This window comes from Methylobacter sp., assembly GCF_004322395.1.
Lineage (GTDB): Bacteria > Pseudomonadota > Gammaproteobacteria > Methylococcales > Methylomonadaceae > Methylobacter_A.
The window spans coordinates 45,528-60,634 of record NZ_SCTW01000069.1 but is presented as its reverse complement, the minus strand read 5'-3'; the positions used below and the strand labels follow the sequence as shown (position 1 = coordinate 60,634).

Here is a 15,107-nt window from a genome sequence, read left to right as displayed (position 1 = left end):
CAATTTTTAGCCTTTAGCCTTTAGCCTTTAGCCTTTAGCCTTTAGCCTTTAGCCTTTAGCCTTTAGCCTTTAGCCTTTAGCCTTTAGCCTTTAGCCTTTAGCCTTTAGCCTTTAGCCTTTATAGCCTTGCTCTTCTCATTAAGGGGATACCAGTGTTTACAAAAAAATCAATCGTCTTTGTTTTAGCCTTGTTATTGAGTGCGTGCGGCTATCATTTACGAGGCGCTCTTGAATTGCCTGCCAATATGAAAAATGTTTATGTAGAGGGGGGATCAGGGCTTCTGCACCAACAATTCGGGCAGATTATGAAGACATCTTCCGCTCAGCTTGTCAGTTCCAGAAAAGGGGCCGGTATTGTTATTAAGATACTTAACGAAGATTTTAACCGGCGCGTATTGTCGTTGGGTGCCGCAGGTAAGACTAACGAGTTTGAACTTGTTTATCGCCTAGACTATGAATTTGCAAATGCCAGCGATACCCCGTTGATGGAACGGCAGACGGTTGAAGTCAGACGTGAATATTTCAACGATGTTCAGCAATTTGTGCTTGCCAAGGATAATGAAGAAGCGGTGATACGCAATGAAATGTATCAACAGGCAGTGCATACCATCGTTAATCGTGCCAGGGTTGTATTAGAGGCAGACGCTAAGTAACATGCGGCTCCAGCCTGAACAGATCGCTCCAGCTTTGCAAAAGGGGTTGGCGCCGATTTATTTTATTAGCGGCGACGAGCCGTTGCAGTTGGGCGAAATAGCTGATGCAGTCAGGGCGGCGGCACGAAATGCAGGTTATGACGCACGCGAAGTGCTTGTTGCGGATGCCGGGTTTTCATGGAATCAATTAACGGAATCGTCCGGTTCTTTATCCATTTTTGCCGATAAAAAAATCATCGACTTAAGATTGCCCACCGGTACGCCGGGCGCTGACGGTGCTAAAGCCTTAATCGCTTATTGCGGACATTTGCCGGAAGATACGCTGTTGCTGATTACCGCAACAAAATTAGCCAGTAGCTCATTAAAAACGCAGTGGTTTCAGGCTTTGGATAAGGTCGGTTGTGTTATTCAGGTTTGGCCGTTAGAGGGAGCGGACTTGATACGTTGGTTGCAGCAAAGAATGCAGCAGCGCGGGCTACAGGCCCAAACGGAGGGTATAACGATGCTGGCGTCAAGAATCGAAGGGAATCTGCTGGCGGCCGCTCAGGAAATAGAAAAACTTTATGTTTTATATGGCGCCGGTCATCTCAGCAATCAGCAGATTTTTGATGTAGTAGCCGATAGTTCCAGATTCGATGTGTTTAAGTTGATGGATAGCGTACTGGCGGCTAAGGTAGATCGGATTTTCAGGATATTGTCCGGTTTGCAGGCAGAGGGTATTGCGGCACCAGTGGTGTTATGGGCTTTGACGCGGGAAGCACGGCTATTAATCAAGATTAAGCAGGCGCTGGCTCAGGGGCAAAATAGGACGCAGGTTTTTAAAAACAACCAAATCTGGGATAAGCGTCAGCAGTTGGTTAGTGACGCGTTGAACAGACTGACCGATAACGATCTCAACAGCATATTGACGTTAAGTGCAAAAGCGGATCGGCAGATTAAAGGCCGGCAGCAAGGAGAACCTTGGGAAACGTTACTGTCCATTTGCCTGATGTTTGCGTTAAAGGCTAAAGGCTAAAGGCTAAAGGCTAAAGGCTAAAAATTGCAGCGCTCCTTAAATCCAAATGCAAGCTTTTTTGTCTTTCGCCTTTCGCCTTTCGTCCTTCGTCTTTTTCATACGAGTCCTATTTTTCTAACAGCTGAACTCAATCATGGCAAATAAAGCTTAAATCTGGCTCCGCCAAACTGACTGTTATTGTCCGTTACAATAAAGCCCCGTTTGTCCGATTGGACATGTAATTGAGCAATGGTCTCGGCAAAAAACAATCCCAAGCCGGTATTGCCGTTAGCCAGATTAACTTGGGGGAGTTGTTTGTAATCGGACGATAAAAGATTCTCCGGAAAACCTTTGCCATCATCTTCAATACAAAAAACCACATAGTCATCTTCCTGGGCTGCGGAAAGCAAGATTTTGCTGAAGCAATAGCGTTGTGCGTTATTGACCAGCGTACAAAGGGCATTGCTGATCAAGGAGCTGTCGCAATAACAAAACAAGTCGCCATGGCATTCGGTAATAAGTTGAATATTGCTTAAAGATAATAAGGTCGATTGTTGGGCGACAATATCCTCCAATATATCACTGGCGCTATGTTCGTCTATAGCTAGGCTAAATTGGGATAAATCAATTTTATAAAGTGTCAGTAGTTGCATGAGGCTATTGTTCATGCGATTGGTTTCAAATTCCAATTGCCTGAATTCAGTAGGCCTCGGATCTTGGTGGATTTTTTCAAGCTGACCGAGGAGCACCCTAAGAGTCGTTAGCGAATTCTTTATGTCATGCACTGACGAGGCCAGAATGGCCGGAAAACCGATTGAGAGCATATGAGTATTAAACATTTTAGCGGATCATTGATTAACTTTGAATTGAGAGGCTGTCCAGCTCTGCTTGAAGAACGTTGATTTGATGGTGGGGTATGCCTACTTGAATGGCTTTATTGATATAGGACTGGGCGCTTAGGATTTTTTCCGGATCGGGCTTAGATGTTTTAATACCATGAATAATGATTTTTATCACGTTTAATATAATCGTATGATTATCCGGCATACTGGCGACGGCTTTCTCAAAAACCGCAAGAGCTCCTTTGATATTACCCTCCTGGAACAGGCTGACGCCTTTGTTATTGATATCGACCAATTCTTTTTTTACTTGTTGAATCAGTGTTTCCGCATAATTTTCGCCGACAATGGCGGTACACATTTTGACGATGTCTTTGATAAAAAGTTTATCGTCAATATTGGTTTTAATTAAGTCACTCAAAATTCCATCGCAAGTTTCGCTGTTTCCATTCAGATAGAAAATTTTTGCCATTTCCAGCCGCAGTTCTCGGGATAGCCGTTTGTTAAATTGCTCGTTTAATTTAAATGCTTTTCCATAAGACTGCTGAGCCAGTGCTTTGTTGCCTTTTGTCTGATGAATTTCGGTTTCTAACAGGGCAGCCCTAAGTTTTGCTTCAGGATCATTGTGAAATTGCTGATTTAGTTCACCTAATATTTTTAGCGCTTCGTTGGTGGCATTGCTTTTTAAGTAGAAATTGGCCAAGCCCGAATAGTCGCCGGATGATCTGTGTATGGAGTTTTTGCCCAATTTAATGGTGGCTGTGTAGGCTTTCTTGGCAACAGGGAGGTTTTGGGTTTTGTCAGCCAGCGAAGCCAGTTTTTTTTGCCTTAAGATGGATAGTGGCGAAAGCGTAACGGCTGAATTAAGGGAAGAGACAGCATGCTCATCGTTACCCATCAATTCATGCGCTTTTGCCAGCCAATCATAAGCCTCCAACATCACTGGATAATGCTCGATAAGATACTGAAAAGTGTTGATAGCTTGTTCGTAATCGCCAAGAAAAAAAGCAACAACGCCCAATCCCAATCTGGCCCAAGGTAAATCTCTTTCTTGCAGAATATTCTGATAAATTTCCTCGGCTTTCTTAAAATCGCCAATCTTAATGGCTAATTCGGCATGTATTTTCAATAATTGCATGCGCATTTTTTTATCATCCAACTGAAGCAGTTGTTCGCAATTACGTATGGCCTGATAAAGATTGCCGCTGTCTACTTCATTTTCAATGCTGGCCAAGTATTCCTTTCGAGCATAGCATTTTTCAATGCGGTTTAATAATTGCTGTTGGTTGAAGGGTTTAATCAGGTAGTCATCGGGTTTGTTATCGATAGCGCTTAGCACCATCTCTTGGTTCTGTTCACAAGTGACCATGATAAAAATGGACTTAACCGGCAATAACTTAAAATGTCTGGCTTCTTCCAGAACCTGCTGACCGTTTTTCCCTCTGAGCAGATTGTAATCGCAAAGCACAATATCAAACTTGTCAATCCTCATCGCCGTTATTGCATTGATGCCGGATTCTGCCTCAACAATGAACCGGGCGCCAAATAAAACCAATATATGTTTAATGGTTTCGCGCATGATTGATTGATCTTCAACGACCAATATTTTTTTTGAAGAGAGATTCAATGCCATAAGAAATTAATTTTAAATTTAAATTTCATCTGTTCAGTTTGGGCTTGAAAAAGAACAACATGTCCCAATATTAGCGCTAATCTTATAATTAATCAGGATTAATAAACATGACTGTTGAAGTAAAAAAAGAAACATTAGGATTTGAAACTGAAGTTAAGCATCTATTGCACTTAATGATTCATTCATTATATAGCAACAAAGAAATATTCTTACGCGAATTGATTTCCAATGCGTCGGATGCAGCAGATAAACTGCGCTTTGAGGCGCTGTCCAATGATAGCCTATATGAAGGCGACAGTGAGCTGAAAATCCGCCTGGAATATGACAAAGACAAGCGCACTATTACCATTATCGATAACGGTATCGGCATGACCCGTGCGGAAGTCCAGGAACATATCGGCACCATCGCAAAATCAGGTACTAAACAGTTTTTTCAGGCGCTAACCGGCGACCAAGCTAAAGACAGCGAATTAATCGGCCAGTTCGGCGTAGGTTTTTATTCTGCATTTATTGTTGCCGATAAGGTGACTTTAACCACCCGCAAGGCCGGCGCCGACAAGAGCCAAGGCGTACGTTGGGAATCGGCAGGCGAAGGCGATTACACGCTCGAATCCATAGAAAAAGCCCAACGCGGAACCGAAATCGTTCTGCATTTGAAAGAGGATGAAAGCGAGTTCCTGGACGGCTATCGTATCCGCTCTATCGTCAGAAAATTCTCCGATCATATTTCCTTGCCTATCGTGATGGACAAAGAAGTCGCGCCATCAATGGGCGATGAAGAAGGCGAAGAGAAAAAACCGGCGGAAATCGTCGAAGAGACCGTTAATTCGGCTTCCGCGTTATGGACCAAAGCCCGTCAGGAAATTTCCGATGAGGCGTATAACGAATTTTACAAGCATGTCGGTCACGACTTCCAAGACCCGTTAACCCATGTACACAGCAAAGTCGAAGGCACCAATGAATACACGTTGTTGCTTTATGTACCGTCACGCGCGCCTTTTGACCTGTGGGACAGGGACACCAAACACGGCGTAAAATTGTACATACGCAAAGTGTTTATCACAGACGATGCCGAGCAGTTAATGCCGCGCTATTTGCGCTTCATCAGAGGGGTTATCGACGCCAATTCCCTGCCGTTGAACGTATCGCGAGAAATTCTGCAACAAAGCAAGCAAATCAGCACCATCAAATCGGGCGCCGTTAAAAAAGTGCTGGGAATGCTAGAAGATTTGGCCAAGACTGAGCCGGAAAAATACGAGAAATTTTGGTCCCAATTCGGCCCGGTCATCAAAGAAGGCCCGATTGAAGACCATGCCAACAAAGAGCGCGTCGCCAAATTGCTGCGCTTCGCTTCAACCCATACCGATACCGACAAGCAGGATGTTACGCTGGAAGCTTACGTCAGCCGCATGAAAGAAGGGCAGGACAAGATTTATTATGTAACCGCAGATACTTTCTCGGCTGCAAAAAACAGCCCGCATCTGGAAATTTTCCGCAAGAAAGGCATTGAAGTGTTATTGCTGTCGGATCGTATCGACGAATGGCTGGTGTCTAACCTGGATGAATTCGACGGCAAGCATTTGCAGTCTGTCGCCAAAGGCGACCTGGACTTGGGTGTTTTGGATGCCGAAGAAGACAAAGCAGCCCAGGAGGAAGTGAATAAAGATTTCGAAACGGTACTCAAACAAATTAAAGACGTGCTGGGCGAGAAAGTCAGTGAAGTGCGTTTGAGCCATCGTTTAACCGAATCTCCCGCTTGTCTGGTTGCCGATGTCTACGGCATGAGCCTGAATATGGAAAGAATCATGAAAGAGGCCGGACAAGGTTTGGGCATGGGGATGGGCAGAAAGCCGATCTTCGAACTTAATCCAACTCATCCTTTAGTGGTTCGTATGAAAGAAGAGCAGGATGACACTCGTTTTGCCGACCTGACTCATATTTTGTTCGATCAGGCTATCTTAAGCGAAGGCGGTCAGTTGGATGATCCGGCGGCTTTTGTGCATAAATTGAACGCACTCTTGCAAGGCTTGTTGCATTAATCGTTAAAACTAAAAAGGCTGGAGAATATCCAGCCTTTTTTATGCGCGATGGTTTTATTGTTGGTGCGAGGATTTATATATCAATTGTACTCACTGTCCACGAAAGGCACGAAAAGCACGAAAAAACTGGAACAGAGCAACATGGAGCTAGTATCCAGTCACATAGTTTTCTTAGGGGCAGCAAAGACAAGTAAATGATTTAGGATACTCTGTAAACAGAGAAATATACGGCTCTAAATTTTTCGTGCTTTTCGTGCCTTTCGTGGACTGTAGTTATTTCATTATATGGAAAGTAATGACTTAAATTTTTTGAGACGATAGACTGCTTAAACTTAGCACAGGGTGTTTCCGAAAAATTGGTGCGGTAAATGATTAGGGGATATCTACTGATTTTTAGGTTTTAGGCTCATTTATGACACGTTTTAATTTGGCATTACGGATGTTATGGCGTGACAGCCGTTCCGGCGAATTAACCATACTGATACTGGCCTTGATAATTGCTATCACCAGTTCGACAGCCATATCGCTATTTGCAGACCGATTGCAACGAACCATGACCACTCAGGCCGCGGAATTTTTGGCGGCCGATTTGGTGGTCGCAAGCCCGACCGTGATCCCTGCCGAATGGTTGTCCAAAGCAATGCAACTTAATCTTGCTCAAGCGCAAACGGTCGAATTTTCCAGCGTGTTGATTGAGCATGACGAGCTAATACTCGCAGGTATTAAAGCGGTCAGTTCCGCTTACCCACTGCGCGGATATTTAAAAGCCACCGCCTCGGATTATTCGGCTGAAACCGTCGAACACTCCGGTCCAAAACCTGGAACAGCCTGGGTTGAAAAACGCATTTTATCGGCGCTTAAACTGAATCCGGGCGATGCATTACATGTCGGAGAAAAACAGCTGACCGTCAGCAACATCATTACTTACGAACCTGACAAGCGCGGCGATTTTTACAGCTTCTCGCCGCGTGTGATGATCAATGTAGAAGATTTGCAGTCTACCGGTATTTTGCAGCCGGGCAGTCATGTGCATTATTTCTTCCAATTCAGCGGCGACAGCAAAGCTTTAACCGAGCTCAATCATTGGATCAAGCCGCAGCTGAATCCGTCCCAGCGTATCATGGATATACATGAAGACCGCCCGGAACTGGGTTCGGCATTGGAACGCGCGGAACGCTATTTGGGCTTATCCAGCATTGTTGTCATTTTAATTTCCGGCGTAGCGATTGCGATGGCGACGCGGCGTTATACCGAACGGCATTTTAACGCCACTGCAATATTGCGTTGTCTTGGCTGCAAGCAGAATGAAATACTCTGGCTTTTCGGCAGCCAGTTTGTCGTTTTAGGTTTACTAGCCAGCGCTATTGGCTGTCTGTTGGGCTGGATTGCTCAGCAGGGGTTGTTTCACTTATTAAGATCGCTATTACCCCAGCAAGTCGCCAATCCGGGTTTATTGGCGGTCTTTTTCGGATTTATTGTCGGCATGGCTATTTTGTTGGGGTTTGCGCTGCCGCCGCTATTGCGCCTTAAAAAGGTTTCGCCGTTGCGAGTGTTGCGTCGTGAGCTGGAACCTTTGCCAAGTAGTGCATGGCTGATCTACGGATCGGCAATCGGCATTCTCGGCATATTGATCTGGCGTTATACCGATGACCTTAAACTGACCGCGACTATTATCGGCGTCGGCTTGATTGTCTTGCTACTGCTCGGGTTTTTGCTTTATACCTTGTTGCGCTTTAGCCGGAGACTGTTGCCGCATCTTGGTCTGACCTGGCGTTTCGGTTTGCAGGGATTATTAAAAAACAGCCGGGGCAGCGTCGGTCAAATATTAGCTTTCTCCATTACCTTAGTGGCGATGGTGCTCAGTTTTACCGTGCGTACCGATTTAATCAATGACTGGCACAAACAGCTGCCCGCTAATGCGCCCAATCATTTCGCGCTGAATATTTTTCCCGATCAACAACAAAACTTTCAACAAGATCTGCAACAGCAACGAATCAACGGCAGCCAATTTTATCCGGTAGTCAGGGGTCGTCTGGTAGCCATCAACAACACACCGGTTCAACAAATCGTCAGCAAAGACTCGCAAGGCGAAAGCGCCACGCATCGGGAATTAAGCCTTACCTGGACAAAAGAACTGCCTGAGGATAATAAAATCACTGCCGGAAGTTGGTGGAAAGATGCTCAAGCCGGGCAGGTTTCTGTCGAGCAGAAATTGGCCGATAGCCTGAAAATCAAACTGGGCGACCTGTTAACTTTTACCGTCGGCAGTCAGCAGCTTATAGCCACCGTTGCTAGCGTCCGCGAGCTTCAGTGGAATACCATGAAGCCGAATTTTTACATGATTTTTTCGCCCGGCACACTGGATGCTTTCCCCAGTACTTTTATCACCAGCTTTTATTTGCCGGAGAGCCAAAAAGATTTTTTAAATGTACTGGTAAAAAAATACCCCAGTACAACCCTTTTGGAAGTCGATTTAATTTTGCGCCAATTTCAAACCATACTGAGCCAATTGACTGAAGCCATAAATTATCTGCTGTATCTTGCGCTGATGGCTGGAATCACGGTGTTGTTCGCCGCCGTTTATGCAACGTTGGACAGCCGTATTCATGAGGGCGCGTTAATGCGGACACTGGGCGCCAATCGCTCATTTTTAAGAAAAACTCACATCATTGAGTTTAACCTGCTCGGGCTGACTTCCGGTCTGTTAGCGGTCGTCATCTCGGAAACCATACTCTATGTTTTGTACACCTATGTCATACATATGGAGTACAGGAGTAATTTTTATTTATGGGGAATTGTGCCGCTAACCGGTGCTTTATTTGTGGGCCTGGCTGGATATTGGGGCGTAAGAAATGTGGTTAACAAATCTCCGCTTCAGGTTCTAAAAGAGCTATAACTCTTGATTTGGATTCAACGGGGCCGCTTTCTCTAATTTTTGATATTAGCTGAGATATTTTGCTGATCAGATTATCCCTGAAACTTTGCCAGTCAGTAACATTACTTATTTATTAATTGCAGGAATTGGATTTTTTATGATAAATGTATTTGCAAAGCACTAGCTCACTATAGTGCTATGGTGTTCATACTTTATTCATAAAAATGAAGTATTCTCTAAAAAAACAATTTTCAGGTAATAATCAATATGAAAAAAATAACAACTACTATCGTTTTTGTAGGCAGCGTTTTAATCTCTGGTTGCTACAGCCAAGGCGGATGGACGCCAACCGTTGATGCCTATAACGATCCTAATGCCTATCGAATCAATCAGGATATGGCTGAGTGCAAAAATTTGGCGAATCATGCATCCGGCGGTACTGCAAAAGAAACCGCTATCGGTGCAGGCGTAGGCGGTTTAATTGGCGCGGCCGGCGGCGCGGCAGTAGGTGCAATCGTTGGAAATCCTGGAACAGGCGCAGCGATAGGCGCGGCAGCCGGTGGTATTGGCGGCGGCGCTAAACAAGGTTTTGAGAGTGAATCAACATACAAAAGAGCCTATGCAAACTGTATGAGAAACCGCGGACATCGTATTGTTAACTGATCAGGTTAACATTTAAAAACTGTAATATAGCTACACAGGGATGTGTATGCCCACAGAGCTTCCGGATCGACCTAACGGCGAAATTTACGTTGGAATCGATTCTTGATTTTCAAAATAAAGAAAGTTCCTTTTTTCATCATCCGATATTGATCGAACAATTGCTGATTTTCCGCACAGAGCAATTTTGTCGTTTTATTATTTGGTTCTTCATAATCCAACCTAATTTGTTAGCGCTTCAGGTAGGCCGCTTAAACTTGCCTTTAGCAAACCGCAACAGAAAATTTGCTAAATAAGTTTCACTATCCTGGCTATAAACATTGTTGGATTCATAAATCGTCAGCAACCTTGCCGTAAACGTTTCCTCTGTAAGGCTGAATGTCAGCGCGGATACTTTGGCTTCGTTATGCGCATAGCCTTGAAAATCGGTTTGATTAATCAAGAAAAACCCCGCTGCTAAAGCTTGAGCGGAAAACTTTGCGACTGCATGAGAGGGAATCAACAGATAAAACAAACCCTGTGGAGATAATAATTGTTCGGCTATACCGATCAAATCGGCATAGGGCAGTTGGTCGGTGTGCCGGGCGGTATTTCTAAGAACATTGACGGTTTTTAAGTGGTTTTCAAAAAACGGCGGATTGCTGACGATCAGGTCGTATTGCCGGTTGACTGTTAAGGCAAAGCTTTGAATATCTTGATGCACCGCTTCAAGTCGCTCCGGCCATGGACTATTGTTGAAATTAATATCGGCTTCTTTAAAAGCTTCTTCGGTCAATTCCACTGCTGTAACTTTTACTGCGCCAAGCTGGGCTGCCATTAGCGCAAGCACGCCGGTTCCGGTGCCGATGTCCAGCACGTGGTCGCCCTGATTGACCGGGGCCATAGCGCCGAATAGAACGGCATCGGTGCATATTTTCATGCCGGCGTTTTTTTGCAATACGGAGAACTGCTGAAAGTGGAAAGTTGACATGCTTTTGTTGGGTTTAAGAGTTTGGTTATATTGGGCCATTTTTTTAGAAAGCTCTCGTGTAGGAGGCACTTTCCTGGAAAGCATAGGCATCTATATAACACGTCATCCCGGCAGGGAATGCCGGGATCCAGAGCACAGGGATGTGCTAGAGTGAATGTATGAAAAACGCCATTTTTTAAAAAATAGCTCAAAAAGCGGTCTCGTCTGGCCAGATTTTTGGCCTGATTCAGCATTGCGATCGAATACCGGCATTTTCTGCCGTGACGACGTTATTACTTATATTTGGCATGAAGGGCGGCGCTATTGATCTTTTTCTTTTGGCTTATCCGCTAACCATTTGCTTTCCGGCTCAACGGCTACAGCTTCTTTTTTAGCTACTGCCTTATTCCAAAGTCCATTACTTGAAAAACACTCCCAACCCCATTTCAGCCAGTTCAGCAACGACACCGCCAACCAGAGTGACCAAGCCAGCATCAACACTCGATACACTATCAGCGGTACTGAAATCAGCGTTGCTATTGGTAAGTTCGCCAAGCTTCTGTCCTGATACCAGTTTAAGTTATACGCTGAGGACTGGTTGCCGATGATCTGCATATCGGGCGAGCCCAGCAATCCCTGTTCGACCGCTAAAAACAACATGCCCAACGATACCAGGGTTAATACGCCAATGATAACTTGCAAAGCATTAAAATAGCGTAAGCCGGAAACTTGCTGCTCCTTGCGCCATCCTAATAGTATTAACCACGCAATAACAATGCCTGCCGATTCAAGGGAGATTTGGCTAAGCCCGACCAATAATAAAAACCATTGCAAGGCTTTTAAGGGGGTCAGCCGGATTTTGCCCATTCCCAAAGACAACATAACAATAACAATCAGCACACCCCAAAATAAAACCGCGGGCCCCAATTTCGGCCCCATAGCAAACAATACCCAGCGATCCTGCCCCAAGCCGATATTCAGGTTCGCGTTAACGCTCGATAGTCCTAAATCTACCTGCGGCGTAGACATGATGCTTGTTATGCCGATCGCTTCACGCCAGTTGATTGAGACTTCCTGCTTGCCGGGATTGATCGGCACGGTGAGCTTTCTGCCTTCTTGCCTGATCGGTTGGTTTTGTCCGTTAATAGCGACAGATTGTAATACGGCTTTTTCGGGCAGAATTAGCGTATGTTGCGATCCTTGCGAACTTCTCACGCTGATATTCAATTCGCTTTCCTGGTTGCGTTGCCCTGGTTTGATGCTTAACCGGCTGCTGTCGATGGTCAAGGTTTGTCCTTCTACTGCGGCAGGCCGGGTTATTTGCAGGGTGATTTTTTCGCCCGGCCAGGGATGCCATTCCGGCAGCCATTGCCCGTCGTTATTCAGGTGTATCATTGCTATGCCGGATGTTTCAAGATGCCAGATTGGGCTGACATCCGCTTTCAATACCTCTATCCATTGTTCGGTTTCGGCCGCGGCAAAATCGATTTTTTCGGATTTTTCGAGCGTAGACTCCCATAGCAGTTCGGGTTGCTGTGCCGGAATATTCACTTCGGCTTTGCCCTCTTTAACCCGGATGCCTGACGTAGTGACCGACTCCCCCGGTAGCAACGGGACGGACAAAAACACGGCGGAACCATCTGGTGAAACGCGGATGATACGGGTAATAACACGCCAATCCAAGCCCAGTTGCAGGGTGCGCTCAATCCTGACAAACGGCGGCAAGGCTCCAGGCTCCAGTGTCGATTCACTTTGCTGCTGAGCAGTCCGGTTTATCCGGCTAAATTGCAGTTGATCGTCAACTTGGTTATTGTCCTGTATGCCGATGACTTGCCAGCCGGTATTTTGAATGCCGACCCAGTTTGGCTTTAACGGCAAAGGCAGCGTGAATTTGCTTAATAAAGGCGTAACTCCATTCAACACAACCTGATGCTCGCCTTCGCTGAGGTTAATCCACAAGCCGTTGTCATCGCGGTAAAGCCCTAGTGCTGCTTTGTCGTCAACAAGGATTTGATTAGGAAACCATTGTTCATATTCGGCGGGTAAAGGAATAGCCACGGATTGTTGGGCGTGAACTTGCAGCGCAATTTTCAATTCCTTATCGGTAATCGTTATTTTCATCTGTGGAATTTGCGCGCAACTCGGCAAACAGTCCGGCGGCACCGGTTTTTCCACCAGCTTGTTTCTAAGCTCGTCGAGCACGGCTTTATCAGGAATATCGGCATATGCTTTGGGTGACGGCATGGACAGCATCGGCAACAGCAAAAAGCCCAGCAGCAACGGCGTCGAAGGCCGGATGCCTTTCAACCTGAACTTTTCCGCCACGCCGAACATCAGCAGGGCCAGCGCTGCGACTAAAATTACGCGGATGAAATTGAGCAGCATGGTCAACGTCGGCGTTAAATACCATAAGTGCAACTGTTGCCCCGCATCAACCGAACCGTTCCATGACAACAATACTGTGTTCCATTGCCATTGAGGCAAGCCGGGGCCAGTCTGTATTTTGGCTTTAGGGTCGATGCGGTCAAAATTGACTGCCGTGTCTGGATGAGGCGATACCGGAGATTTTGATGCCATTGATCTTTTCGACATCTCTTCTTCCATCTTACTCATCGCCTCATACGCTGGTGCCGGTGCATTCATTTCAGTGGCAACGCCATATTGGGGCTCCTGCATGTTGATCGTTTGCCAAGGTTTTTCCAATTGCGGATAAAGCCCGGTGCGCACCTGCGCGACCATAAACGGCAAGGTCGTGATAATTAACGCCAGCCAGAAAGCATTGCGATACCAGCACATGAATTTTAAAAACTTACCCTGAGGCAATACCTTGATCAATGCAATCGCAGCCAGAATATTCAGCCAGACGAAATGCGGCGAGCCCGGTTCATGCCAGATTAACACCAGTGTTACCAGCGCAAGACCGCCCCAGTAAGGATTCCACAGCCTGCCTGTTGCCAGCGCTGCAATTAAAACCAGGAACAAGTCCAGCAATGTCCAGCGGGAAATCCAGCTGTCAGGCACATTGTCAACGCCGCCGGCCGCTAGCAAACGCCAGCCCGGCGGCAGGTTCAGTTCGGCGCTGACGTTGTGAAAATCCTGTTCCCAGCCTACTGCGCTGATCGCGCTAACGGGACCGATGACACGGCTGTCGGCATCCAGTGTTATCGTACCGGTTCGGACTTCCACGCCTTGCTTGCCGGTTATATCCTGAGTAATAAACTGGTTGCTGCCGTTTAAGATGACTTTTCCCAATTGTGTTTGCGGCAAAGTATTAAGCCGCCAACCCCTGGTCATGTTGCCGGTAATCGTATCATTGACGGTGTAGCCTTTGCCTTCGAAATCCAACCATAGTTTTCTGGTTAGATTGAGTTGATTGGGTTCAGGTTCCGGATCGCCTCGGCGTATGGTTTTAAAAACCATGGACTGGCCTTGACTGATTTTATAGGCGGGGAGACTTTTCCAGTCGTCGGGCAAATTGGTCTGATTGGGATCGATGGCCGCTAACTGTTCGATTTCAACAACGCGCAGTTCGGGTCGTGCATCGTATACCCAGATTTCCGATTCCGGCCATTTTATATTCTGTCCCGTAGGGCCGGCCGGCTGGTCGCCCTTGAGCTCATTCAGCTCTTTGCTGTTTCTCGCCAGTATGTCGAGTTGCCAGTGGCCGGGGCGTAGCTGGATCAGTAACTGCCCGTCGGGTTCCAGCCGGGCGGGCAGTGGGCTTTGCAAGCTCAGCGGAATAAAGCCTTCCAAAATAGGCCGGGGCAGTTTAACTTCACGTTGCTCCCCGGAGACTTCCAGCACCAGCCGGGTTAAAACCTGTGCAGGAACTTCATCGATGATCTTTCGAAATACCTGAATGTCCAGATTGTTTTGGATGTTTTCCGGTCTCTTTAAACCTATCTCGCTTTCCTTTAACCACAGCTGTCCGTCTTTAAGAGCCGGTGTCGGTATGGTCAGTCCATTAATGCGCAGGTCAACCAATCCGGTATCCGCAGGTACCTTTAAGTTATCAGGAATAGCGTTCCACAAGAATTCGCCCTTGATCTGGTGTAAGCCTATGGTCACTTTAATCGAGGGGATATCGTCTTTATCCATGACCAGCGCGGTTTTGTTATCAACAGTCACATTAAGCGGCCAATGTGTTTTATCGCCCGGCAAGCTGATCCAGCTATCCCGATACACCGTCCAGCTCATCGAAAAAGCGCCTTTTTCGGCGGTTAAATCCAGTTGGGTTTGGCTAGGCCAACTACAGCGCTGTTGCTCGTAACTGTTATAGATGAAAGGGCAGGCGGGTTCAGGGCTATCCTGCAATACCCAGGCTATCCAGGGTTTGAGAGGCTCCGGCACTTGTTCAGGGGATAGCGGCTTTGCCTGAGCGGCTGAAGTAAACAATACTGCGCTTAGAAATAGCCAGACGATACGACTCATGATGCACTCCTGATTGATTAATCACGAAGACACG

General features: G+C 46.3%; 9 protein-coding genes. 5 read left to right on the top strand and 4 right to left on the bottom strand.

Annotation, left to right across the window (positions count from 1 at the left end):
* The first annotated feature begins 152 nt into the window (after window positions 1-152).
* Window positions 153-653, top strand: coding sequence for an LPS-assembly lipoprotein LptE (locus tag EPO18_RS10270; protein WP_292433273.1), 501 nt, complete (start codon window positions 153-155; stop codon window positions 651-653).
* A gap of 1 nt (window position 654) precedes the next feature.
* Window positions 655-1,668, top strand: a complete 1,014-nt coding sequence (holA, locus tag EPO18_RS10265; protein WP_292433272.1) for a DNA polymerase III subunit delta — start codon at window positions 655-657, stop codon at window positions 1,666-1,668.
* Between the two features lie 131 nt (window positions 1,669-1,799).
* Here the strand turns inward: holA and EPO18_RS10260 are convergent, their stop codons facing one another.
* Window positions 1,800-2,486: a sensor histidine kinase gene (locus EPO18_RS10260; protein ID WP_292433271.1), complete on the bottom strand. Its 687-nt coding sequence runs from the start codon at window positions 2,484-2,486 to the stop codon at window positions 1,800-1,802.
* A gap of 16 nt (window positions 2,487-2,502) precedes the next feature.
* Window positions 2,503-4,119 carry a response regulator gene (locus EPO18_RS10255; RefSeq protein ID WP_292433270.1) on the bottom strand — a complete coding sequence of 539 codons (1,617 nt, stop codon included), beginning with the start codon at window positions 4,117-4,119 and terminating at the stop codon, window positions 2,503-2,505.
* 107 nt (window positions 4,120-4,226) lie between these two features.
* Here EPO18_RS10255 and htpG point away from each other — a divergent pair, with 107 nt between their 5' ends.
* The 3 genes from htpG to EPO18_RS10240 all read left to right on the top strand — a co-directional run bounded on the left by htpG (window position 4,227) and on the right by EPO18_RS10240 (window position 9,696).
* Window positions 4,227-6,158, top strand: a complete 1,932-nt coding sequence (gene htpG / locus EPO18_RS10250; RefSeq protein ID WP_292433269.1) for a molecular chaperone HtpG — start codon at window positions 4,227-4,229, stop codon at window positions 6,156-6,158.
* Window positions 6,159-6,570: 412 nt separating this feature from the next.
* Window positions 6,571-9,054, top strand: a complete 2,484-nt coding sequence (locus EPO18_RS10245) for an ABC transporter permease (RefSeq protein ID WP_292433268.1) — start codon at window positions 6,571-6,573, stop codon at window positions 9,052-9,054.
* Between the two features lie 246 nt (window positions 9,055-9,300).
* On the top strand, window positions 9,301-9,696 hold the full coding sequence (locus EPO18_RS10240) for a glycine zipper family protein (RefSeq protein ID WP_292433267.1): 396 nt from the start codon (window positions 9,301-9,303) through the stop codon (window positions 9,694-9,696).
* A gap of 235 nt (window positions 9,697-9,931) precedes the next feature.
* On the opposite strand, the gene EPO18_RS10235 is transcribed toward EPO18_RS10240, so the two are convergent.
* Window positions 9,932-10,702 carry a tRNA1(Val) (adenine(37)-N6)-methyltransferase gene (locus tag EPO18_RS10235; protein WP_292433266.1) on the bottom strand — a complete coding sequence of 257 codons (771 nt, stop codon included), beginning with the start codon at window positions 10,700-10,702 and terminating at the stop codon, window positions 9,932-9,934.
* Between the two features lie 261 nt (window positions 10,703-10,963).
* Window positions 10,964-15,073: a hypothetical protein gene (locus EPO18_RS10230; RefSeq protein WP_292433265.1), complete on the bottom strand. Its 4,110-nt coding sequence runs from the start codon at window positions 15,071-15,073 to the stop codon at window positions 10,964-10,966.
* Window positions 15,074-15,107: the final 34 nt, after the last annotated feature.

Excerpts from the sequence above, each read along its gene's own strand:
- holA (WP_292433272.1), top strand. The coding sequence starts at position 655 with ATGCGGCTCCAGCCTGAACAGATCGCTCCAGCTTTGCAAAAGGGGTTG.
- EPO18_RS10260 (WP_292433271.1), bottom strand. The coding sequence starts at position 2,486 with ATGTTTAATACTCATATGCTCTCAATCGGTTTTCCGGCCATTCTGGCC.
- EPO18_RS10255 (WP_292433270.1), bottom strand. The coding sequence starts at position 4,119 with ATGGCATTGAATCTCTCTTCAAAAAAAATATTGGTCGTTGAAGATCAA.
- htpG (WP_292433269.1), top strand. The coding sequence starts at position 4,227 with ATGACTGTTGAAGTAAAAAAAGAAACATTAGGATTTGAAACTGAAGTT.
- EPO18_RS10245 (WP_292433268.1), top strand. The coding sequence starts at position 6,571 with ATGACACGTTTTAATTTGGCATTACGGATGTTATGGCGTGACAGCCGT.
- EPO18_RS10240 (WP_292433267.1), top strand. The coding sequence starts at position 9,301 with ATGAAAAAAATAACAACTACTATCGTTTTTGTAGGCAGCGTTTTAATC.
- EPO18_RS10235 (WP_292433266.1), bottom strand. The coding sequence starts at position 10,702 with ATGGCCCAATATAACCAAACTCTTAAACCCAACAAAAGCATGTCAACT.
- EPO18_RS10230 (WP_292433265.1), bottom strand. The coding sequence starts at position 15,073 with ATGAGTCGTATCGTCTGGCTATTTCTAAGCGCAGTATTGTTTACTTCA.